Annotated in this window: 2 protein-coding genes; both read left to right on the forward strand. The window is 68.6% G+C overall.

All coding sequences use genetic code 11. From position 1 onward, the window contains the following. Positions 1-90: 90 nt before the first annotated feature. Positions 91-25,536 carry a scabin-related ADP-ribosyltransferase gene (locus tag ACZ54P_RS34970; RefSeq protein WP_465465886.1) on the forward strand — a complete coding sequence of 8,482 codons (25,446 nt, stop codon included), beginning with the start codon at positions 91-93 and terminating at the stop codon, positions 25,534-25,536. After that, the gene (locus ACZ54P_RS34975) at positions 25,529-26,206 is read left to right on the forward strand and encodes a type VII secretion system-associated protein (RefSeq protein WP_465465887.1); all 678 of its coding nucleotides are present in this window, start codon (positions 25,529-25,531) and stop codon (positions 26,204-26,206) included. The genes ACZ54P_RS34970 and ACZ54P_RS34975 overlap by 8 nt, the downstream gene beginning before the upstream one ends. Positions 26,207-26,295: the final 89 nt, after the last annotated feature.

Here is a 26,295-nt window from a genome sequence, read left to right on the forward strand (position 1 = left end):
GTGGATGGTGACCCGCTCGAGTGAGAGGCGTTCAGGGGAGTCGAGGTGGTGGAGAGCTCAGGCACCGGGGGCGGTGGTGGTCAGCGGCCGATGAACGGCGCTGATGAGACCACGCATCTACCGGCGAGTCTTCAGCACTTTTTCAAGGTCGTTCTGGGGATGGAGTGGCCGGAGGGTAGCGAGGGCGGGCTGAAGGCGATCAGCCACGCCTGGTCGCAGTTCTCCGACGATGTCGATGCTGTTCTGGACGAGCTGCCGACGGTGGCGGCTCAGCTTGATCGTTCGTTCGATGGTGTGACGGCGTCGAAGGTCCTGGGCTTTGTCCGGAGTGACCTGACCGCCGGGTTGGAGCAGTTACGGGAACAGGCGGCGGCTTTCGAGAAGCAGGCGAAGAACGCGGCCGCCGATATCCAGAAGAACAAGATCATGCTGATCGTGTTCGCGGCGATGACGTTGGCGGCGATCATCCAGCTGCTGTCGACGTTGTTCGGCGCGATCTTCATCCCGGTGGTGCAGCTGGCCGCGCGCCTCACCATTCAGGGGATTTTGCAGCTGCTGAAGGCGAAGCTGGCTCAGTTGACGGTTCAGCAAGTGGGTAGCCAGTTGTGGAAACTGTCGTCGACGATCGCGAAGTGGGCGGCGGGCGGTGCGGCGTTGATGGTGGGGGTGGACGGGGGTATCCAGGGTGGTCAGATCGCGGGGGGCGATCGGGATGGGTGGGATATCGAGTCGCTGAAGGGTTCGGCGATCGGTGGTGCGATCGGTGGTGCCGCGGCGGGGGTCTTCCATGGTGCCGCGCGGGGGTTCGGCAATTTCTTCGCGAAAGACGTCCGGCACCAGTTGCCTCGGGGCTGGCAGAAGACGTTCGATCTGGCGGGGCCGTCGGCGTATGCGCTGGGGCAGGTCGCGATGGTCGCGTTCAGTAATCCCGTGGTCTTCATCGCTTTGAAGGATGACAAGGGGGTCATGTGGGAGGGGGTTTTGGGTGCGTTGTCGGGGCCGGGCGGTAACGGGAGGGGCGGGGGAGTCCCTGGTCCTGGTGAGATGGTGCTGGGTCAGTCCTTTTTGGACAACCTGGACCGGCTGGGTTTGGGGTGGTTGAAGCCGGCCGCGGATCCTGAGGTGGCAGGTGGGAAACCGGAAACCGACGACGGTGGCGATGGCGAGGACAGGCCTGGTGCCGAGCAGCCGCCGTCTTATGCGGAGGCGGTGGGGGAGCGGCCGTCTTCTGTGGACAAGCCCGGCAAACTGGTGATTCCCGAGATGACGGCGGAACCGGAGGCCGATGAATCCGCGAAGATCGTTCCCGCGGACAAAATGCGTGACATCTCGTCCTCCGGGAATGCTCCTTTGGGGACGGTCTTCGGCTCGGAAGCGCCCGCGCGGCAGACGATCCCGACCGAGAGCACAGGTACGCCGAGCCTGCGCGAGTTTCTCGACCGGGATGAGAAGCCGACCGTTTCGGGTGGTTCGCCGAACGGGCAGACGCCTGTCCAAAGCCAGGCCGTTGGCCACACCGATGGTGCTCCAGGACCGGCGGCGACCGTGGGCGGAGAACAGACGGGAACGGACGGCCCTCGCGGAGAAATCACCACGCCGGAACTGACGGCGGGTGCTTCCCGGGCGTCGGTGATACCGGGCGAGCACCCGGCCGCCGCCGTGACCGAGCAAGCCGTTGGAGGGGAGTCCGCAACGGCCTCGGGTAATCGGCAGGTGGACTCTGGAGCACGACAGATCACGGGTGAGGCCGGTGAAGGACAAGCCGACGGCGGTTCCCGTGGTGAAGCCGACCTGGCGACGAGGCGGCAGCAGACGGCTGGTCCTTCACAGCCATCGACGGAATCCGCCGACCTGCCGAATGGGGTCGTCAACACGCAGCCCCACAGCCAGTCCCAGGGCGAGCCGTCAACCCACAGCCAGTCGCGGCCTCAGAGTCAGGCGCAACCCTCGGGTCAGGCGCAGGCGTCGGGACAGGCGCAGGCCTCGGGACAAGCCCACGCCCAGGCTCTCAGTCAGTCCCAGCCTCAGCCTCAGAGTCAGGCGCCGTCCCAGAGCCCGGGGCAGTCCGGCGCGGGAGCGCGGACGGAGTCGACGGCGTCCGCCGGGCAGTCGCAGACGGCCCGCACGGACGTGACGCCGGGAAGTCAGCCGCAGACCCAGTCCCGTCAGGTCGGCGAGGCGTCGTCCACGGCGCGGGCGTCGGATCAGCAGACTCCGTCGTCGTCCCCGAGCGCCGCGCCCGATCGCGTTGCCGCGAAGCCGTCCGGTGCCACGGCACCATCCGCTCGCCCCGCGACGACCGCGGACAGCCCGGACGGCGCCGGACAATTTCGCCCGGTCGGCGATCCGTCCCGGCCCGCGGCCGCGACACCGACGACGTCCACGTCCCGGCCGAATGGGCCAGAGGCGCCGCAGAACCGCTCTAACGCGGGCGGTGAGGTTTCGACCACTCGGCAGCCGAGTGTTGTGAAGCCCGCCGCGCCGCTGTCGTCGCGCGAGGGTGTGCGTTCGGCGCCGGAGGCGACCACGCCCGGGACGGTCTCCGGTCCTCGGGTCGCGGCACCCGGTTCCGTCTCTTCGAACGGGCCCGCTCGATTGTCCACTTCGGACAACAATGCTCCGCAGCTTCCCACGCGCCCGGCTGTCACGCCGGAGGTGGTGACCGCGCGAGCGGCAGCCGGACCGGCTGGGTCTGTCGGGGATCCGGTGTCGTTGGTGGAGGTGGTGGGTGGTGGGCGGGTTGGGTTGTCTGATGTGGATTTTGTGCCGTTGAGGGATGGTGCTGGGCGTGAGGTGGGTGTGTTCTTCCCGTTGGCTTCCGGTGAGGTTGAGGTTGTGGGGTCGGCTTTCGCGCGGGGTGCGGGGGTTGCGGGTGCGTATTCGGTGGTGGGTCATGGTGGTGGTGGTTTTTCGGTTCGGCGGCGGTCGGATGGTGCGCGGGTCCGGTTGGATGAGGCTGGGTTGTATCGGTTGCTCAGTAGTCGTGAGTTGCCGGGTGGGCAGGGGTGGCGGGGCAGCCCCGAGTTGGTGGTGTTGAGTTGTCGGGTGGCTGATCCGGCGGTGGGTGATCTGCTGGGTGGTTTGCGGAAGTTGTTACGGGAGAAGGACTACCACGGCGACGTGAAGGGTCCTTCCGGTCAGGCGCGGGTGTTCGAGGACGGGCGGGTCGAGCATCTCGATATCGAGTCCACTGTGGTCAGTGGTGGGCCGGTCCGGTTCGTCGATCTGGCGACGCCGGAACCGCGAGGACCGCAGGCGGAAGCCGCCCTGATCCCCCTGCCTGAAGCGACCGGCCCGGGACCGAACCGCGGGATCAGCAAGCCGGCCACGCCAGAAGTGGTGAGCTCCTGGCGTGGCTGGATATCGACGGTTAATCCGTTGCACTTGTCCGAGGCGCAGGAGGCGGAGCTGTCGGCGTTCGCGGCTCGCTTCGCGGCCAATGTCAAAGTGCTCGTCGCGCATGGTCGGGAGATGCCGGATGTGCAGCTGTTCGTGCACGACAACGCGAAGCGGCACGAGGTTTACGGGCCAGCCCTGCATTGGTTGCTCGAGGAGAGATTGCGCGCCGCGCTCCGAAAGGAGGGAATGAACGCGCAGGCGCTGGGAATCACCTTCGACCGTCGTCTGCAAGGCCCTACCCGGGGCAAGGAACTCGCTATTTCCATCGTCGAGTCGCCGAACCGGTCGCGGCAGTCCTATCGGGCCGAGCGCGCGCTGAACTTGTTCTTCAACCAAGCCAACCTCGTCGAGCAGGCCAACCATGCCGAGGTGCTCCCGAGTGCCGCGGTCCGCCGATTGCGGTGGATGATGGAGGGCCTGGCCCGGCGAGTCGAGGACAACCGGGACCCGAGAACGCCTCCGGTGCTCACTTTGAGGCTCGTGACGACGCTGTCGCTGGAGGAGGTGAGGAAGAACAGTGTCACGGCCAAGGTGAACGACGCGGTGCGGGCGGTGTTGCCGGGCGCCTCCGAGGAGGAGATCAGGGAGTTCATCGACAAGCACATCGAGTTGGACGTAATCGTACGGTCCGACCGTACGCCGGTACTCGCGCTCGATATCGCCGGACCCCACCATCCCTCCTTGGACAGGACGCCTCATGATGCCCCGTTGAAGTTGTCCTGGGATAACAAAGCACAGGCCATGGAGCCGGAGGCGAACCCTTCTGTCGCCGATCCGGCCGACGGCCTGGTTCCGCTTCCCCTTCCCCTTCCCCTTCCCCTTGCCACGGGTGCCCCGATATGGTCCGAAGAGAGCGGTCGTGTACCGGATGCCAATCCGGTGGCCATGTGGTTCGCCGTGGTGTCACATTCCGTACCGCCGAAGATGGCCGAGACCGGCCGGAACGGGCTGGGCGGCTTCCTGGATGTCCTGGCCCGCAACATCAAGCTGCTCGACTTGACTGGGCGGGAGCCGCTGGACATCCGGCTGGAAGTGAACCTTCCGGCGGCTGAACGAGCCTTGTACGCGGCCGGGTTCTTCGCGACGCTGGAAAACGACCTGCGGACCGGACTCGCGCGGCGGGGTGTCACCCCGCGGGCGATGACGTTCGGCTTCGATCACTTGGAGCACGACCCTGGCGACGACCACAAGAAGCGTGGCGTCGGAATCGTCGTGCACAGGTCGCCGAATCGGCCGGTCTGGGGTTACCAAGCCGCGAGAAGTCTCGACCTGGCGCTGCCGTCGCGAAGTCGGGTATTCCCGGAGGCCGTACGGCGACGGCTACGCTGGATGCTGGAGGGGCTCGCCTCGCGGGTGAAGGAGAACCACGATCCGGAACGGCGCCCCTGGCTCCTCCTCGATTTGCGCGCTTCGACGCGGGCGATTCTTCTGCAGTCGGAAGCGGTGACGAACGAGGTGAACGCCGCGGTTCGGGCGATCCTGCCGGGAGCATCCGCGGTGGAGATCGAGAGTTTCATCGGGGACCACATCGAGTTCCGACGAGCTCGTACGACCAAGACCGCTGGACTGTTCCTCGACATCGGCGGGCCGGAACACCCCCTGGACCGGGTCTCAGGTGCGCGCGAGCTGACGTTGTCCTGGCTGGGGAAGGGCGACCGGACGTCCACAGCGGATCGGGTGGAGACGGTGGATCCGCCGGTCGAAGCCGCGATTTCGTTACCCGTCACGCAGGCTGCTCTTCAGTCCCCTCCGGTCGTCGGCATGCCGGATCCCGGCGCCGAGGTGTTCTGGCGAGCCGAGTTGCCGATGACCGGCCCGGTGCGGCTGTCGCCGGGGGACGAGGCATCGCTGAACCGGCTGGCCGACCGCATCGCGCGGAACACCGTGGAGCTGGAGTGGTACGGGCGGGAGCCGTTGGACATCAGGCTGCGGGTGACCGACACGGTGGAACGCCGGGCGGCGACGTTCGAGATGCTGGAGGAGCGTCTGCGGGCCGCGTTGCGCGCTCGCGGGGTGGATGCGGACGCGGTGTGGTTCGCCTTCGACCGCCTGGATACCGGTCCTCGTGACGGTGAGTCGCCCAGTGCGGAGGTTTCGGTGCGCCGCTCCCCGAATCGTTCCGTGCGCGCGTACCGGGCCGAGCGGGACCTGCGGTTGCCGTTTCTGCCGAACAGTGTGGCGTTCTCCCAGGCTTCCTGGCGGCGGCTGGGGTGGTTGATGGAGGGGTTCGCCCAGCGGACGGGCGACAGCGACGATCCGGGTCGGAGGCCTCGCCTGGTCCTTCGGCTCGGCTCCGAGCCCGAAGTGGTTTCGATGCGGACGACCGCGGTCACGATGCAGGTGGAGGCGGCGGTGCGGGCCGCGTTGCCGTGGGCTTCGGACGAGCGGATCGGTCAATTCGTCCAAGAGCACATCGAGTTCCGGCACGAGCCGTCGTCCGGGGACCCGGTGCTGGTGATCGAGGTCGAGGGACCGGTACATCCCCTGGACCTGACCCCTGCCGATCACTCCTTGACGTTGTCGTGGACCGATTCGACACCCGAAATTCCCGAGCCGTCCGTACCGACTCCCGAACCGGCCCCACCGACCGAGCCAGCCGAGCCGCTGTTCCCGTTGCCTGCCGCGCAGGGCCCCGCGCTGCGGACGAAGTTCATCGCGAAGCAAGTCGGACTGGACGCTCCGGTGGAGTACAACTGGTCCGCGGTACTTTCGGTGAGCGATCCATCGAGGCTGTCCGATGTGGGCCGACTGGCGCTGGGCGACCTGGTGGATCGTCTCGTCCAGGACGGCAAGGTTCCGGCGCCAGGGCACGAGCCGTTGGATGCCAGGGTGCATGTGACCACGAAGAACGGTCGAAGCCATCAGTACGGCCGCGCCCTGTTCTACATGACGAAAAAAGCGCTGCGTTCCGCGCTGCAGGACCGGGGCGTCGATCCGGAGGTGCTCGGGCCCGACTTGGAGCACGTCCCGCACCGGGTCGCCGGGGACGGTCCCGAAGGCGTCGGGATCACCGTGCATCGGTCTCCGGGCCTGTCCGAGGAGGCCTATCGAAATGCTCGAAGTCTCGACCTGCTCTTCCTGCCGCGCAATGCGGCGCTGTCGCGGGCGTCTCGGCGTCGGCTGGGTTGGCTGGTGGAGGGCCTGGTGCGGCAGGCAGAGCAGAACGTCGGCCAGGACCGGCTGTTTTTCGATCTCCGCAGCTGGCCCGCGATGATCGAGGATCGGGTGCGGACGGTGACTGCCGAGGTGAACGCGCTGGTGCGTGCGGCGCTTCCGGGGGCCTCCGAGGAGCGGGTCAAGGCGTTCATCGCCGATCGCATCGAGCTCAGGCAGGAGGCCGCGTCGAAGAAGTACAACGCGGTGCTGTTCGTCGATGTGACCGCGCCCGTCCTGGTCCCTCCGGTCGGTGTGACGCGGGCCGTTGAACCGATTCCCTTGCCCGCCGCCACGGACGCGATCCGCCCCTCGGCGATCGTTCGTCCGCAGGATCCGGTCTTGCTGGTCCGCTGGCGGGCCGAACTTCCCGTGACCGGGGCTCTGCGGTTGTCCCCGGAAGAGGAGACCGCGCTGGGTGAGCTGGCGAGTCGCATCGCGGAGCTGGAGCGGTCCGGCCGTGAGCCGGTGGACGTCAGGATGAAGCTGACCGACACACCCGAGCGGCGAGAGCAGTTCGGGCCGGCGCTGTTCGCCAAGCTGGAGGACGCGCTGCGAGCGGTGCTGCGCGCGCAGGGAATCGATGCGGACGCGGTGCGTTTCGCCTTCGACCGGCTGGAGGACACCGTGAAGGCTGACGCGCCGCCCAGTGTCGAAGTCGCGTTGTACCGGTCGTCGGACCGGACTGTGCGGAGTTATCAAGCGGCTAGGGACCTCCAGCTGACCTTCCTGCCGCGCCGGGCCGAGTTTTCGCACGCTTCGCGCCGCCGGCTGAGGTGGATGGTCGAGGGACTGGTCGAGCGGGCGCGGGACAACACCGACCCGGACAGGCGTGTTCGGCTGGTTCTGATTCTGAGTAGTTCGCAGCGGATGACCGGACCGCGGTCCGACGCGGTCACGGCCGAGGTGAACGCGGCGGTGCGGGCCGCGCTTCCTGAGGCGTTGGACGACCAGATCAAGCAGTTCATCAGGGGCCACATCGAGTTTCGTGCGGAGCCGTCGGACCAAAACGCGGTGCTGTACCTCGACCTGCAGGGCCCCGAGCATGCACTGGACCGGCTTCCGTCCCAGGTCGGACTGGACCCACCCGTGCGGAGCGACCAAACCGAGAAGAAACTCGTACTGTCCTTCCGCACCCGGAAGCCGGAACTTGCGAAGCCTTCCCGTCTGCGGCTGGGGAGGGCGGTGGAGGGGCTGGCCGAACGGGTGCGGGACAACACCGACCCGGACAGGCGGCCTCGACTGGTTTTCGAACTGCGTACGCCGCCGATGATGGGCACGCGGTGGGCGGAGGCGGTCACGGCCGAGGTGAAGGCGGCGGTGCGGGCCGCGCTTCCTTCGGCGTCGGAAGAACAGATCAGCCAGTTCCTCGAAGACCACATCGGGTACCGCCAGAGCCAGACGGAGCAAGAACCGGTCCTGCTTGTGGAGATCGACCCGGTGGACGGAATATCGGTCGAATCCAGGCTGGCCGGCTCTCCGATCCCGCTGCCTACCCTGGACGCACCGTCGCGGCCCCCGATGACCGACGACCGCGCCGGGACGGCTCCCCGCCTGGACGCGGTGTGGCAAGCCGGGCTGACGATGACTCATCCCTCGCGGTTGGCACCCTGGGATGAGGCGTCGTTGGACGACTTGGCGGCTCAGATCGCACGGAACAGCGTGGAACTGGACCGGCACAACCTGGAACCCTTGGACGTCAGGGTGATCGTGACGGACACCGCGGCGCGGTGGCGGGAGCACGGGCCGGCGTTGGTCGAGCTGCTGGAAAGCCGGTTGCGGGCGGCCTGGGGGGACCAGGGCGCCGAGTCCGAGGCCTTCCGGCTCCCCTTCGGCTCCCTCGAAGTCGAGGTACGTGAGGGCGAACGGCCGAGTGCCGTGATCATGGTGTACCGGTCACCGAACCGGTCTCAGCTGAGCTATCAGGCAGCGAAACGTCTCGATCTGGCACTCCCGGTCGTCGGCGAGGGGATTTCTCGTGCTTCTCGTCGTCGGCTGGACTGGATGGTGGCAGGGCTTGTCCAGCGCGTGCGGGAGAATACCGATGCCGCGCAACGGGTTCGGCTCGTCCTCGAGCTGCGTTCGGCGAAGCCCGGTGCCGTGGGCCTTGAGCGGCGGGTGACCAAGGCGGTCAACGAGGCGGTGCGGGCCGCGCTTCCTGAGGCGTTGGACGACCAGATCAAGCAGTTCATCGAGAACCATCTCGCGTTCCAGCTCACCGTCGTTGACTCGGCGTACCCGACCCTGCGGCTGGACATCGAGGGGCCGGACCATCCCCTGGACCGGACGCCTGCCGACCCGGAACCGCTGCTGTACTGGTCCGGGGCGAATCCAGTGGTGGACACCACCAGATCAGGCATCAGCGGTCTCTTCCACACGGTGAACGAGGAAGGTGCCCAGCTCTTCGCAGATGACGAAGGGAAGTTCAGGACGTTCGGCATCTGGCTGGGTGAGAAGATCGTCGGCCAGAAACCGGACGTGCAGCTTCCGGACGTGCGATTCATGGTGCGACTGCAGCGAGGTTCGGGCGACACGAGCATTCAGACGTTGGTGCGGGATTGCCTCCTCGGCTTGTTGCAGGAGGGGATGAGGCAGGGAGGGATGTCCCAAGCCGCGGCCCAGGACTTCGCCTTCACCTGGTCGTGGGGCCAGGACGCGGGCGGCTATGACGGCCTGGTCTCCCTGCGGACCCACGTCACGCCGAGACGAACACCGGATCACTACCGGCAAGCACGCGCACTCGTGGATTCCTTCCTGAGCGCCCGCCCGCAGCTACCGGTGGCCGTGGAGCAGCGGGTCACCTGGGCGCTGGAGGGTTTCTTCGGCCGATTCGCGGCCGCCACGGCCGAACGGCCGACCTTGTTCTTCAACCTCACCGGTTCCCCAGCAGCCGCACCAGCTCGGCTGAAGGCGTTCGAACAGCTGACTTTGAAGGTGCTGACGGACCTCTGGAACGCACGTGGACGGCGGTTCGGTGTGCCTCCGGTCGAGCAGATCATGCGTGACCACGTACGGATGGAGTGGCATCCGACGCTGAAACTCCCGCACAACAACACCTTCTCACTTCGGGAGACGATCCCGGGCGAGGCCGGTGTGCCGGTGGAGGACGTCCTGCCGGATGCGACGGCACCGGCAGCGGCGCGACCGGAACCGGCATCGAACGTGTCGGAAGAACCGGTGGAGGTGGATTCGCCGGAGAACACGCCCCGGAGCCCGGTGGACGAGTCGGGCGATGTGATCATGTCGGACGCGGGCGGGCCGCTGGCAGAGCACGACTGGCCGGGTTCGGTGTGGGAGAACGTAAGCACCGCCTGGGAAGAGCCGCCCCACTTTCCCGCGCAGTCGGCCTTCCGATCTCCGTCACCGTTGCTTTGGCCGGAGAACGGTGAGGGATCGGGTGAAGGATGGTTCGGGGACATCGACCCGGAGACGTTCGCGTCGATGGGATTCGATCCCGCCGACTTCCCTGACCTCGGTGATCCGCTGGACAGCGTGACGTTGGAACGACCGGCTGGGTCTGTCGGGGATCCGGTGTCGTTGGTGGAGGTAGTGGGTGGCGATCAGGTCGATCTGTCTGATGTGGATTTTGTGCCGTTGCGGGACAGCACTGGCCGTGTGCAGGGTGTGTTCTTTCCCTTGGCAGCGGGTGAGGTTGAGGTTGTGGGGTCGGCTTTCGCGCGGGGTGCGGGGGTTGCGGGTGCGTATTCGGTGGTGGGTCATGGTGGTGGTGGTTTTTCGGTTCGGCGGCGGTCGGATGGTGCGCGGGTCCGGTTGGATGAGGCTGGGTTGTATCGGTTGCTCAGTAGTCGTGAGTTGCCGGGTGGGCAGGGGTGGCGGGGCAGCCCCGAGTTGGTGGTGTTGAGTTGTCGGGTGGCTGATCCGGCGGTGGGTGATCTGCTGGGTGGTTTGCGGAAGTTGTTGCGGGAGAAGGACTACCACGGCGACGTGAAGGGTCCCGCGACGCCGGTGGAGATTCTCCGGGATGGCACCGTCCGCGTCCCCGTCAGTGCTTCTCCCTCGCAAGATTCGGTGAGACTCGGCCTCCTGCCGGAAATCGATCAGGACGCGTGGAGGTTCACCGAAGACACGCTCGCCGCGATCAACGGCAGGCAGGCTCCGGAGAACCGCCCCGAATCGGAGACGAGTTCGCTCGCGGAGTCCGAACGCGTTCCCGAGGCTCCGGATGGCGACGCTCCGGGAGTCAACCCGCTGGTGACGACGGCCCTCGGCGGACTCGCCGGGATTTCACCGGCGAAGGTGCCGTTCGCCCCGGGCCGGTCGACCGCGGACAGGGACGCTCTCGCCGGTGTCCGCGCGGTCGCGCGTGACGTGGCCCGCGTGGCGGTGCTCCGAGGGGACCTGGGGCTGGGCCCGGTCAAGGTGACGATCACCGGATACGGCGGCGGGAACGGCTTCTTGCCCGGACCGCGTGACACGACCGCCCAGCGGCGCGCCGGCCAGGTGCGCGATCACTTCCACGAGGCACTCGCCGAAGAGTTCGCCGTGCTTCAAGGGGACAACCGGACCGTCGGCGTGCGGGATGTCGAACTTCGCGTCGAAACCGGCCGCTTGCCGTCGGATGTGGCCTCGGCGGACCGGAATCGGGCCACCGTCGAGGTCGCTTTTGACGACGCTCCGAACACCCCGGAGCAGCAGGCCGCCGCCGGATACGACCGGGCCGTTCACGGGCTGCCAGGGCTGGAGCTGTCCCGGTCGGCACTGCGGGCCGGGATCGCCGAGTACACCGCGATGGCCGGTGAGGGCATCTTGGAGCACCATGCCCTGCCCGAAGGCACCAGGAAGCGGCTGATCGCACTCGACCGTTCGCTCGCCGCGCTCCCCGAAACCGGCAGGGCCCGCGTCCGCACTCTCGTCAACGAAGCGCTGCTGGCCGCTTCCCTAGTGCCCACTCGACAACAGCCGCGTCCTCCGAAACGTTCCCACGGTGGTGTCGAGGTGGACAGAAGGGCTGTGCAACCGGTGACGCCCGCCCGGCTCACGCAGATGCTCGAAGAGCTGAACTTCGGCATCGCGAGCGGTGCGGACCCGATCACGTCGGCCACCTCGATGTTGGTCGGTCTGGCCATCCCCGCCGACGCCGACCTGCCGGTGCGCCTCGCGCACCTGGGCCTGGTGAACCTCAGCGCCAGCGCCCGGATCGCCCTCGCCACCGATCCGTTGTTCACCGCGCTGTCGAAGAATTCCGCGGCGCTGACGGAAGCCTTGTTCGCCGCCACCGGCAATGAGGAGCAGTACTTCCTCAACACGGCTGCTTCGGCCGCCATCGACACGAGTGTCCGCGGCAGGGTGCCCACACTGGCGGGACTGCTGCGGTTGGGCCGTGCCGTGGCGGACGCGACCGAACACGGCCTCGCCGGGGCGAGCGCGGAGAGCCGGTCCAGGTCCGACCGGCCGTTCGGCCGCACCCAGGAGGAGATGGTGTGGAAGCGGGTCGCCGACGCCCGAGCCGAGTTCTCCGGTCTTGAACAGCGCGCCTTGCGTCTGGTGGGCGCCGACCAGGCCGACAGCGCCGTACGGCGGGAATGGCGTGAGCTGACCGCGCGCTGGGCCCGGTCCATGCAGAAGCTCGCCGCCGCCGAGCTGAACGTCGACGAGGCGCCGGTGCTGACCCGGAAACTCCTGCGGGACAGCCGGATGAGCAGGATGCTGGTGTCACCGCTGATCGTGGACCGGGGAAGCCGCCGCCTCGGCCGGGTCGACCACGAGTCCTATGCGGACAGGATGCGCCGTCAGCTCGCGTCGGACCCGGAAGTCACGCCGGTCGGTTCCGGCACCCTGGCCGACGGCACGCGGCCCGACATCTCCTTGTCCGAGGCGCTGCGAACGGCGGACGGGCGGACGTCGTTCTGGGAGCGGGTGGCGGAGACCGGTGGCGCCATGCTGTCCCTTCCGGACCACGCGGTTCATCTCCAGGCCACCACGGTGGACGGCCGGCGGGTGTTCGTCCTCAACGATCCGAAGGACGTACACCCGGCTTTGCTCACCTCGGACCAGTTCGCCAAGTGGGCGACCTCCGGGCAGGCCTATACGAACGCGAAGTTCTTCCCGGACCTCATCTCCGACGACGCGAGTGTGGCCGCGACGGAGCGCGAAGCACCGGCAGAGGAACCCGCCGTCCTCGACTCCGCCGAGCCTTCAGAGCGCCGGGCCGACACGGAACACTCGGACGTCCCTTCCGGCTCCGGTCTGCTCCGGAGACAGTCGAGTATCGCCTCGACCGTCGGGGAGATCTCACCCTTCGACCTGCGTCGTACGGCGAGTGAGGGCGAGCTGAACCGGCACCGGACCTCCAGTCTCACTTCGTCGCGCGGACGTGACACGCCACGCAGTCACAGCCCCGAAATTCACCGGTACGGCGGGCGGCGCCCCTCGCCCGGGAGGCGGTTCGGTGGCAACGACGGTCTCCTTCAGGTGCCGGTACACCGATCGGCCGGTGGATACGCCGGCACCTACTTCCCGACGCACGAGTCCCCGCTCGAGACCTCCGCGCACTGGCGGTCCCGTTTCGACGACCCGCACCCACACCTGCCCGAGACGATCCAGGAACTGCCGGAGGACGCCGACAACCTCCCGCAGGTGGTGAGCGACGCCGCGGCCGACCAGGAGACGTCCTCGCCGCTCGGGTCCGCCGCGACGTTCGAGGGCTTCTCGGCTTACCCGGGAAGGGCGGTTCCCGACGTCGAACTGTCCGAAGTGCACAGTGTGGTTCCGGAGGCGGGGACACACGACAATGCCGAACTGGCCGATACGGCCCTGACGGTCTGGTCGGAGCCGCTTTTGGAGGTGTCCGGTCGGGTCGACGAGCGAGTGGAAGGCGCACGTCCTTCCGCGGTGCCGGTCGAGCAGGCGCGGGTCGAAGCCGAGAGGCTGGTACGTGACCTGCCGTCCGTGCTTTCCGTCGTGGACGAGGACACACTTCAGTTCCTGCATGACGGCCTGACGGCGATGGTGACCGACTTGATCGCCGACGGGGTGGCTCCCGAGCAGGCCTGGGCGGAAGTGGAGGTCGCGCGCTTGCGGGACGATCTCGAAGCGTTGCGAGGCCCGGTGAGGGAGGCGCACTACACACAGAGCGCGGCCGAGATCCGGGGCCGGTCACCGGAACCCGAAGTTTCTCCCGACTTGGTCGCGGACGCCGAGCGGGCGTTGGACAAGTGGCTGGTGCCGATCATGGAGGCGTCGGAGCGGCTCGAGGACCTGGAGGATTCGCCGGAATCCGCGGCTGCGGTCGAGCAGGCGCGGGCCGAGGCCGAGCAGCTGGCGCGGGAGCTGCCGTCCGCGGTCGAGGGGGCGGAGGAGGAGGCGCGCCGGCTTCTGCACGACGGTCTGGTGTCGATGCTGACCGACGCGATCGTGGGCGGCACCGATCGGCGATCGGCTTGGCACCGCCCGGAGGTGGTGGTGTTGCGTGGTGAGCTGGAGGCGCTGCGCGGGCCGGTGGGGGAGGCGCATTACACGCTGACCGCGGTGCAGGTCCTCGGGCCGGTCCGGCCCGAGGCCACGGAGGTACCGCCGAGTGTGTCCGATGTGGACCGTTCCGATGCCGGGTCCGTCGGCGATGTCGCCGGGCAAGGCGTGCCGTTCGGAACGGGTGAGGCGGCGCGCGGTTACGGAGTGAATCCCCACGAGCTGACCGCTGTCGCGGTCTTCAACGTCCCCGTCGACGAGCTGGATCAGTGGGACCCGGTGTGGCGGACGTCGGACGAACCACTTTACCGCTACGACGGCCGGGCGCCGGCGACCCTGTTCGGTGAGGGCTTCACACCTCGCGACCCCTACACCTACGACCTGATGCTCAGGACGGGCGCCGACTCGGGCACCGCCTTCGTGTCGTTCACCCGCGACCCCGAGCTGCACCTCAACCCCTTGACCAGCGGGGTCTACCTCGGCCTGTTCCGGTACGAGATCGAGGCGCCGGGTGGAATCGTCGTCAATGACACCGCCTTGGCACACGACGCGATGTACGAACACGAGGAGGAGATCGTGTTCGCCGGTGGCGTGCGGCCGCGCTTCATCCGGGGCGCCCACGAGATCACCGCGGACGGAGAACTGGCCGCGTACCACCCCAATCCCGGTTTCCGGCCCGGCAGCGAGTCGGCCAACGCGCGCGGTACAGGGCCTCGGCCCGACTCCTGGTCCGATCTCGCTGCCCCCGACGTCGACGACCCCGGCTTCGCGGAGGATCCGGCCGAGCGGGCGTTGGACAAGTGGCTGGTGCCGATCATGGAGGCGTCGGAGCGGCTCGAGGACCTGGGGGATTCGCCGGAATCCGCGGCTGCGGCCGAGCAGGCGCGGGCCGCCGCCGAGGAGTGGGTGGGGGAGTTGCCGTCCGGGGTGGCGACCGTGGACCAGGAGACGCGCCAGACCCTGCACGACGGTCTCGTCTCGATGCTGACGGATCTGATCGCCGGTGGCGCCGGTCGCGCGGAAGCCTGGGAGAACGCCGACGTCTCGCGGTTGCGCGCGGACCTGGAGTCGCTGCGTGGCGGGGCGGAGCCCGCGCACTACGGCAGGAGCGCGCTGGAGGTGCTGGAACAGCAGACGATGGACAAGTGGGAAAGGGCGATCTTGGGGGCCTCCGCGCGGGTGGAGGAGCGGGAGGAAGATTCGCCGGAATCCGCGGCTGCGGCCGAGCAGGCCCGAGCCGCGGCCGAAGGCCTGGCGGGCGGACTGCCGTCCGCGGTGTCCACTGTGGACGAATGGTCGCGCCGGACCCTGCACGACGGCCTGGTGTCCATCCTGACCGACCACATCGCCGGGGGAGTCAATCCCCGGGTCGCCTGGCACCGGCCGGACGTGGTCGGGCTGCGCGGCGAGCTGGAGGCGTTGCGTGGTCCGGTGGAAAGCGCGCACTACACCCGGACCGCGATGGAGATCCTGGGGCAGGTCCGGTCCGGTGGGGGGGACGAGGCGAACGCCGGGCCGGTGACCGAGCCGGCGCCGGTCGAAGCGCGGTCGAAGGCGCGGCGGGTGTGGGAGCGGTGGGAAGAGCGCGTCGGTGAAGCCGGGGAACGGGTTCGGCAGCGTGAGCAGGCCGAGCCGCAGGCGGTGGAATCCGCCCGGGAGACGGTCGCCTCCCTGATCGGTGCGCTGCCCCGGGCGGCGGCGAGTACGGACACCGCTGCCCGGCAGCTCGTCCACGACGCACTGGCGACACTGCTGACGGACCTGATCTCCGCAGGCGCGTCGCCTCGCGCGGCCTGGGACCATCCGGATGTCGCGCCGCTGCGGGAGAGTGCCGAGTCGTTGCGGGATTTGTCGAGCGTCCGTACGCACTACACCGGTGTGCCGTTGGCCCTGACCCGGTTGCCCGCCCCGGTCACGGGATCCGCGCCCGCGCCGGTCATCGCCGAGGCGTCCGGCTCCGGGCAGGTTTTCCAGCGACCCGACTGGCTCGCCACCCCGGCGACCGAGCTGGCGCGCGAATCCCTGTCCTCGCCGGATTCGAACGAGCCGTTCGAAGACGAGGTCAGCGTCCAGTCGGGTGAGTGGGGCGATGGCCTGCCGATACGGACGGCCGACGGACGCTATGAAGCGGCCACCCGGGCGCCGGCGGGGTGGCTGAGCGAGCCCCGTCGCGAAGGCGGACCCGCCCCGGAGCCGGGCCGGCTGTCCGGGGCGGTGGCCGAGTTCGAGGCTCAATTGTCCCTCGATCCCCAGCAGGGGGTGAGCGAGGCGTCATCGTTCCGCGAAGAGGCGGCGGCGTTGCTCGGCGAACGTCCCGCTCCCAGGACTGGCTACGGGCCCGATGCCGCCGAGCAGCAGCGATTGTGGCGGTCCATGACCGACGCGGTGGCCTCGGCTCTGTCACGGGATGCGGACGCGGAAGGCTTGGCCTCGGAACTACGGGCCGGGTTCGAGCGGCTGCGTACGTTCGACGACCTCGCCGCGTGGGCCGAAACGGAGCTGGCGCTATTCCGGAATCGGATCGAGCAGGCCAGGGCGCGGTTGGACGAAAGGCGGCAGGACGCGCCGCCGCCCAAAAGGCGGCAGGTCGCGCCTCCGGACGAACATCCGCAGGACGCGCCTCCGGACGAACATTCGCTGGACGCGTCTCCGGACGAACATTCGCAGGAAGACCTGGAACGGTGGCAGGAGCAACTGCTATGGCGGGAGCAGTTGCGTCGGAACGAAGCCGAGGCCCTGCTGGGTACGTTGCCGCCGACGGTGCCCGGCGGGGCACCCAAGCGGATCCGGCAGGCGTTCCATGACGGCATCACGACGATGCTGACCGACCTGCTTCTCCACGGGGAGCAGCCGATCTACGCCTGGACCGAACTGGGTGACGTGCGGCAGGCGGCCGAAGCCGTCCGGCTGAGCAGTCGTCATCTGCGGGACGGCACCCCGGAAACGCCGTTCGGGCAGTTCCCCGAGCCGGGCCGCGGGTTCTACAGCGAGGACTTGTGGGAAGAGGATCTGCCGACCTACGTAGAACCGGGTTCCGAGGCAACGCGGCACTCCGATGGCGCACCGGCCTACACCGCGCATCCCGTCGCCGATGAGCCCCCGGCTTACGAGGACAGTCTGGCCGGATTCGACGACGACATGCAGGAAATGTTGCCTTACCAGGTGGAGCAGATGGCCGACCTGCTCGCCCAGCTGCCGCGCAACGAGATCGTCGCGCTGCGGACGCGACTGCTGCCCCGGGTCCTGCCGCCGAAGGGGCTGACGCCGGACGAACTCGCGCGTCGGTTCCCGTTGCACGACCTCATGTTGAGCGCGCTCGCGTATCACACGTTCATCGAGGGGGATCAACCCGGCGCCGCGGGGGAACGTGCCCAGATGCTCGCACTGCTCGACAAGCCGGGGATCAACGACACATTGGGGGCCGTGGCCCGGCGACGTCCTGTCCTGGACGACGCCCACCACGCGCTGCGGAACATGTTCACCGTCGCGAGTTCCTACGCCGAAACGCCGTCGCCGTCGGAGTCTCGGCACGCACCGCGACCGGAAAGCACCCTGACCCCGGATGTCGATCTGTCCGAAGTGGACTTCGTTCCCTTGCGTTCGCGCTCGGGTGTGGTGGTAGGCGTGGGCTTCCCGCTCTCGGACCAGGAGCGAGGTGTGCTGCGGGAAGCGTTCGAGAACCGCGCCGTGGTGGAGGGGGAGTTCAGCGTTCCGCTGCACCATGGGGAGAACGGCTTCTCGGTCCGCACCAGGAGCGGGCGGATCGTGTCGCTGGACGAACACGCGGTGGTGCGACTGCTCTCGAGCGTCGAAGTGCCGGGAGACGCGAGTTGGCGGCAACGGTCGTCCCTGGTGTTCCTCAGCTGCCGGGTGAGCAGCCCGCAGCACGGGAACCGGATCGTGGCGCTCGCCGAACTGCTCCACGATGCCGGTTTCCAAGGCGACGTCCACGGTTTCGACACCCGGGTGGAGGTCCGGCGGGACGGAACGGTCCTGCCGTTGCTCGATGGTGCCGATCCCGCTCCGGGATCCGTGGTCTTCGCCGCGCCGGTGCAGGAGTTCGCCGGGCTGGGTCTGACGTCGAGTATCGGTCCGGTCCCGGCCATGGCCTCCCCGGAGCCGGCTTCCTCACCGGAGTCCTTTGTGGATTCCGAACAGGCGCGGCGAGACGAGGTGAACGCGGAACTCGGTCGCCGACGCGTCTTCCAAGTACAGGGCTCGCCGCTACGACTGGAGGGCTCCGGAGCGCGGCAAGAACTGCGGAACCTGGCGAGCGCATTGAAGAGGTCAGCCGCGTTCCAGCAGGTCGACGGACTGCCGATGCCGCAAGTGAAGATCCGCGGGCTGGGGCCCGGTGCCGACCACGTGGCCGCCCTGCTGCGCGCGGAGCTGGGCGGGTCCGGGCCCGCGCCGCACATCCAGGCCGTCCCCACCCTGCAGGGTGCGATCACCGTCGACGTGACGGTGCGGACGGCGCCGAACGGATCGGTGCACGGCCCCACTGCCTCGTCGGTGGGCGCGATCGGCTTCGACTCGGCCGCCACCCCGGATGGCGCCCGCTGGGAAAGCCTGCACCAGGCGATGCCCGAGGAGGACGGGCGGAAGACGTTCCGGGTGTTCGCCGAGGGACGTGACGGCGGCTTCGTGCTCGACGGCACCGTGGTGGACGGTGCCACGCTTGCCCGGCACGTGCGGAACTCGCCACGGTTCCGGGCACTCGCACGGGATCCGAAGGTGCCGGTGACACTGATCGGCGCGGATCCGGCGGACCCGGACGCCGCCAAGCGGGCGGCGCAGGAGTTCGCCGAGGCACTGCGGGGCGACGGACCGTTCCGCACCGTGCTGGCGGCGTCCCGGCCGTTGGCCATCGACGCCTCCGGGCGGGCGGTGCCCGTGCAGGGCGGGCAGCTCGCCTTGGTGGCGAAGATCCGCCCGGACGACGTCGAGTGGATTCCGTTGAAGGGTGCGGACAGACGTCAGTTCGGGATGGGTTTCGCTTCGAAGGATCGCCTCAGCCAGGATCTGCCGAGCCGAGCGGTCCTGGTGAACGACCACATCCTCCGTGCCGGATACGAGACCTATCAGGACAGTGACGGCAACTGGCGAAGGCAAACCACGATGTGGCCGTGGGCGACGGCCGTCGGCGGAGAGCGGACCCGACCGGTCGAACTGCTGCTCGACGAGGTGGAAGGCGAGTTCGGCGCGTCGCTGACCGACGGCAGCACCTGGTACGTCGACCCGAACGCGGCTGCTCGTCTCCTTTACCGGTCGTCGATGTTCCAGCACCTGACCGGAGGAACGGTCCGGCCGCCGCTTCTCGTGTTCACCTGGAACCTCGACACGGCGGTCGGTGCGACGAGCAGGGCCAACGCCAGGCTGCTTGCGCGGCTGCGCGAGCTGGCCGGGCCGTGGGAGGCCTACGACTACTCCGGCAGCTACAAATTCGCCCGCAACGCGATGATGGAATTGCCTCGCGGCGCGAAGTTCGTCAAAAGTGGCGGGCCAACGTGGCAGGACGTGACGCTCGTACAGTCGGAATCCGTGTGGGGCTTCCCCGTCCAGGGCGGTTCGCTGAAGACGGCGGTGCTGGAGAGGTTCTTCGACGCCGTCGACAACGGTACGGCTCTCGTGGACGGGGTGTGGGGGACCAGGAAACCCTTGATCGTGGCCGTGGACTCGCCGGACGGCACGTTCGCCAGGGTCGACGGCAAAGCCGGGGCCGTGCTGGAACTGGACGGTCGCGTATTCGGGCAACTGCTGCTGAGCGATCCGCTGTTCCGGATGACGGTGAAGACGAACCCGGCACGACCGGTGGTCCTGGTGGCGCGCGACAGCGGCAGGCGCGTGAACTTCGGCGGCTTCGGCTTCGACTTCGCAGGAGTTCTGCACGACAACGGTCTGTACTCCGACGTCTACGCGCCCACGGGTGACGCTCGGCTGGAATCGGACCGGATCACCACCGGCGATCCGTCCGATTTCGTGAAGGTGTCGGAGCTGCGGGCCGGGGATTTGCGAACCGCGGTGCTGAAGAACGCCGGTGGGGAGCCGGTCGCGCTGTTCGTGCGCTTCCCCGGTGACCAGGTGTACTTCGCACGCGCCAAGCAGTGGGCGGCCCGGGCCACCGCGAACGTGCTGCGGAAATTCCTGGTTGACGACGGTCATCAGGCTCCCTACGCGGTGAACTCCCCGTGGCAGGGGCTGCCGGTCTTCCTGCTGACGGGGGCGGATCCGCAGGGCTATCAGGCCATCCGTAAGGACGGGGCGCCCCAGTCGCTCACTCCGGCGGAGCTGGCCAAGATCGTCCGCGCCGAGCCCGCTCTGCGGGCGATGCTGGGCCGGGGCAAGGCTGTGTCGTCGGACAAGTCGCTGGTGGTCGTCGCGTTGAACGGCAGGGCGGCCGGACTCGGGGAGATCGCAAGCGGCATGCAACGCGGCGGTTATTCGCGCTTCATCTACCTGCCCCCGGCCAGGATCAAACTGTCCGCCACCGGCCGGATCACGATGGACAGCGGTGACTTTCGGGTCGATCCCCCGTGCGCCCCGACGGCGGACGAGGTCCTCAGCCACCCCATGGCCAACGACATCCTCGGGGTCCACGGGCAGTACTTCCCTCTCGACGAGAAAGACGCCCACTACATGTTCCTGGCCGCTTTCAACGATTCCGCGGTGCGGCAGTCCTACTTCTTCCAGCGGACGACCGGCCAGGACGCGAGCGGCGCGACAATCACGCGACTGACGCCCTACCTCTCACCGTGGGCGGGAAGCCCGCGCCGACCGTGGTACCTCGACGGCCACGGCCTGAAGCAGGGGATGCCGGTAGCGCTGAAGACCGATTGGCCACACCACATCGGGGACGAGGTGGCCCTCACCGGACGGACGGCCGCGCGCATCGTGCACGGAAGCGAAATCTATCGACGAGCGGCCCCGCACCCCGAGAGCCCGGTCGTACTGGGGCAGTGCTCACTGAACTCTCCGGCCAACGGAGCCGCCGGCGCACCCGCCCTGCACTACACCGTGGAGTGGCGCAAGCTGGTGCGGGAGCCGGTCAAGGGGTACGGCGCCACCGACGACGTCTATGTCACGGACACGACCAGCATCCGCAAGTTCAAGGAGAAGGACGGACTCTTCTCCGAGGCACTCCCGCACGGCGAGCAGCCCGATCCCCCGGTGCCGCTGGGTGATCTCGCGGCGAGCGTGATCGGACCGGTGACGGCCGGGTTCACCGGTGACGGCGGAATCCTGTCCGAAAGCGAGCTCCAGGAAATCCGCGACGCGGCGCGGAAGGTGGTCAGGGCGGCGGCGTGGCGGCAACGGAACGGGGTCGCCCTGCCCGAGGTGACGATCACCGGGTTCGACGGCCAGGAGCGCGCCGACACCGTCGCCGCCGTGTTCTCGGCCGAAGTGCGGTCCGAAGCGCTGCGGATGACCGGCCTGGGCTTGCCCGTCGACCCCGACGACGTCGTCGTCCACGTCGTTCCGGCCGACCCGGCCCAGAGCGCCGGCTTGGCCGCGGACGCCCTGCGGCGCGCGACGCTCGAAGTCGTGCTCCCGCCTGCGGAACTGGGGGAGAAGGAGATCGCCCAGGCGGCCACGGATTCGAGCAGCAAGGCCATCAGGGCCCTCAACGAGGCCTTCGCCCTCCTCGCTCCGGGGCAGCTCGCGAACAACCCCGCCACGGCCCCGGACGCGCAGACCGTTCAGGCGCACGGCTCCGCCCTGGACGAGGATGTCCTCCTCGAGGCGCCGTCAGATGAGCCTGTCCAGTCGCTCCCGGGTGTCGTCGCCGGCCGGCGAAGCGATCCTGTCGCCGTCGCGGAAATCCGGGCCCGGCTCGAGCGGATGGCGGAAGCCGCCTTCACCGGCGGCCAGCGCAAGTACCACAAGATGCTCGGTCCCGACCTGTTCGGCCTTGGCCGGACCCCAGAGGCGCCGGAAGCGCTGCGTGGTCTGGACTACGACGAGCTGAGTGGGGCTGAGGGCATGACTCTGCTACAGCGCCTGGACATGACGAAACCCTTCCCCGAAGCGGAAACACTGACGTACGGCGCACTTGCGGCGGCCGATCAGGAGGTGTTCGTCTCGGACTGGACCGACAAGGAGTTACAGTACTGGGACTCCGTGGGCATCGACTTGAGTGAGTTGCCCGCCCAACGGGAGACGCCCCGGCTCCTCCACGGGATCTGGCTCGGCGGCCCGCTGGCCGCGGACGGCACCACGGGTCTTTTCCAGCAACGCTTCGCCGGTTCGGCGAAGACGCTCGGCGGCCGGGCGGTGCTGTGGACGGACGTGCCGCGGAAACGGATCGAAGCCGCGGTCAGGAACGAGGCCGACGCCTCCCTCGTCGGCGTGCGCGAGATGGTGAAGTGGGCGCGAGAGAACGGCATCCACCTGGTCAACGTCGACGAGGTCTTCAACGCCGAGTCACCGATGCTGCTCGACCCGTTCTACCGAGCCGAGCTGACAAAGGGCACGGGACGTGGATACGCGGCGGCATCGGACGTGCTCAGGGTGCACATCGAGGCCCGATTCGGTGGCTTGTACATGGACGGTGACGACATCCTGCATGACCCGGACGTACTGCTCAACGTCCACGAGTCACCCGAGGGCTATGCCTTCGGCGGGATCCGGGTCGGCGATTCCAGAGTGGTGAGCAACAACAGTCCCCTCGCGATGGCCAAGGGGCACCCGTTGGCGTGGCTTTATCTGCTTCAGCTCGGCGAAAACTATGACCGGACCCAGCTCGAGCTCTTCCCGGCAATGGCGACCATCGCGAGCAAAGAGTTCTACGCGACCCCGCAAGGCAGGCTCCGGCGGAATTCAGTGCTGCAGCGAACCGGACCGGACACCTTCTTCAAACTCCGGGAACGACTCGGACTGAAAGAACTCCCGCTGATGTCCGGTATCGGCCAGCACTCCAGCCAGAGCTGGGCACCGGGTTCGTCGACCCAGCCGACCCGTCCACGCGTCGCCGCCGAGGACGCCGAGGGCACCGCTCTGCTGACGGCGAAGGTGGTGCAGTCGTTGGTCCGTCAACTGCGTAACCGGCAAGGTGACCTGTTCCTGACCGACGTGGCCGACCTCGTATTCCAGCACACCACCCCGGACGTGGTGTGGACGGCCGCTCTGGAATTCCTGGCGAGCGTGCCCGCTCTCCGGCAGGAAGTGCGCACCGCCACCGTCGAGCGATTCCTGAACGGCTCGATCACCGCGACCCCTCTCCCGGAAGAGGTGGCCGCACTCCTGCACCGGCGTGCCGGTGCCCAGGTGGAGTTCCTCGGGGACGCCCTGGTGCCGGTGACGATGTCCGCCCCCGTGGGCCGGGGAGTCGAGCCCGCCCGCCCGGATTGGCGCACTGCGATCCCCAGTGAAGTGATGTCCGACTTCGCCCTGGATTTCCTGAACCGGCGAACGGAGACACAGCAGTCCCTCATGAAACGGCGGGCCGAGCAGATGGAGGGCAGCTCGACCAAGCGGGTCCGGCTGCCGGAGGAACCCGCGGACAGCCGGGACACGACACCGGAATCCGAAGTGGGCGGACGGGATGCCGGACCCCGTCCTGGCCTGCCGGAACTGCTCATCGAGCAGGTGCCCGGCAGGACCGGCCTCACCGCGGATCAAACGAAAGCGTTGACCGAGCAGGCGCGCTCGTTGACCGAGCACGCCCTCACCCGTGCCGCCCAGGGTTTCGCGCCCCAGGTGGTCACCCTGCACGCGGCCGAGGGCGGCGGCCTCGCCACCGCGGCGGCACAGGTGCTGATCAGTGCGATCGGCGAGCACGCGAGCCGCCTGCGCGGCGTGCCGACCACGGCCATCGACGTCGGCCTGATCCCGCGCGTCGAACCGGCGCCTGCCGCGCGGCCCGGCACGGCGGAACTGCGGGTGGACTGGGAGCTGCGTGGCCCCGGCCACCAGACACTCGGCGAGACCGCGCCGGAGCGGCGCGTCGAAGCGCTCGACATCACCACCGAGCTCTTGCCTGTGAAGCACCCGATCCTCGACGATCCCACGTGGTCGCACAGCGAGGCGGCAGACGCGGATTGGATGACCGACGTCGAACCGGTGACCGAGGTGCAACTCGACGCCGCGCGTGCGCAAGCCGCCCCGGTCACCGTGTTCGGTGAGGACGCCGGACCCACGATCATGGCCGCCGGCCGGTGGCGGCACCCGATCGCCTACGACCACGGCCGCTACGAGGTCTCGGCGGGCAAGTGGGTGCAGGAGTACACCGTCCGGTTGGACTTCGCTGCGCCTGCCGGGTTCGACGTGAAGAGCTACGTCGAACGGGCGCAGGCCGGGCTCGACAGGCTCTACAACCATCAGTATCGCCTGCCCAGCGGGGACGCGTTCCACTTCCGCGTGGTGCACGACCCCACCGGCGCGGCGCACGCGACGATCACCGTCGGACCCGACGGCGGCAAGGCCGACCAGCTGCACTGGCCCGTGGACATCGACGAATTCACCGTGGCCCACGAACTCGGTCACTTCGTAGGGCTTTACGACGAATACGTCCGTCGCGATCCCGACGGAACGCCGTGGGTGTTCCGGAGCCCGTCGTCGAACCGGATGGTCGACGACGACGGCCTCTTCACCGTGCACCTGAAGAACTTCCTGAAGGAAATGCGTGAGCACGGCCGGACCGACCTCGCCGAGCCCTCGCTGAAGCCCCGCCACCTGTGGCTGGTGGAGAACCGCGCGAGGGCGCTGGGCGCGACGATCGAGGTGTCTTCGGCCCGTTCGCTGCCTGCCGACGACTCGGCCCCGGTGCCTGAAGCCCCTCGGCGGTCCCACGACTCCGCCGGGGACCTTTCGCCGGCGGAGGCCGGTCCTCCGTCGAAGAAACGCGCGCTCCGCCCGCAGGTGAGCGTCCTCGCCCGTGCGCCGCACGCACTCGGTGCGGCGCTCTTCTCCACCGACCCGGCCACATTGTGGCTGTGGCGAGAGATTTACGACGAGCTGCCGCCACGGCCGATCAACGGCCTCCGCAATCCCTTCTACGTTTTCGTCACCGCGCGCGACGGCGGATTCGACGTCGACGGGCGGTTCGTCGATGGGGCCGGGCTGGCCGCGCGCGTGAGCGGGACCCAGGCGTACCGGGACGCGCTCGCCGCGGAACCCGATCTGCCGGTGACGGTGATCGGCGTCGACCCTGCCCGGCCGGGTGCCTCCGCTCGCGCGCTGCGCGAGTTCAGTGACGCTCTGCGCGGCAAGGGTCCCTACCGGGAGATGTACGCGGCCGATCTGCCCGCGTCGGAGCAACCGCAGTACGGCGGTTTCCACCGCATCTCCAGCCCGCGCTTGGAAGACCTGAGCTGGAAGCGATTGGTCGACGCGCACGGACGGGACTACGGGGTCGGCTTCCCGGCGAACGCGAGTGCGGCCGAGGCCCTGGAGTCGGGTGCGCGCCAAGCCACGGATCACGCTCTCTCCGAGGATCCGCCCGCCTCGCCGGCTCCCGGCGAATTCACCCATCGAGCGGAACTGACCCGGCCGGCCTGGTTGCCGCTCCGCCGGGAGGCACACCCGACAACGAAGGAGGATGATGGTTACGATGACTGAGACCACGGACGGCACGCGAGCGGAGGGTCCGCTGGAGAACTGGTTCCTGCTGATGGACCCCGCTTGGCGCCCGGCCTCGGAGAACGACCCTCCGCCGATCGAGGCGGTGGTCGGCCTGTGGCCGGTGGAAGAGGAAGGGAAGCTCGGCAAGTTCAGGGCGAACCCGGATTACACGCCGACCGACGAGAATTCGCCATCGGATCCGCTGGACGCCGTGCTGCGCCTGGTCCTGCAAGGCCGGGCAGAGGCCGAGCACATCCAGCTGATGCTGCGCGACACGCTGTTCGACATCGCGATGAACGGCGACGGCAACCCCTTGATCTCCAAATCCCCGGACGACATCCTCTGCGTCATCGTGGCCACCGGTGAACCCCACCGCCGTCGGCTCGCGTCGCCGGACTGGCGGCGGATCGACCTCGGAGAGCTGGTCGAACTGCTCACCGACGAGGTCGACGTCCTGTTCAACCCGGCGGGTCCCGCCGCGGTACGGCTGACCGGTGAGTTCATGCGCGAGACGCTGGAGATGGACGACGAGCAGGTCGCCGGGCTCTACGCGAAGAGCAATCAGGACGCCTCGGGCCTGCGCGTGGTGATGTGGGAGCCCGGCGCGGGGGAGGCGGCCGTCCCCAAGGCGCCCGAGTCACGCCCGGACACGCCCAAGTCCGAATAGCGCTCAAGTCGCTCGACCCGCTCTTGACTGTCCATAAGGGACACAGTGTGGGGCCAAGGTACCCGACCTGGGTGCTTTGCCTGGTTTCG

The sequence above is a fragment of the Amycolatopsis sp. NPDC034160 genome, assembly GCF_055575355.1.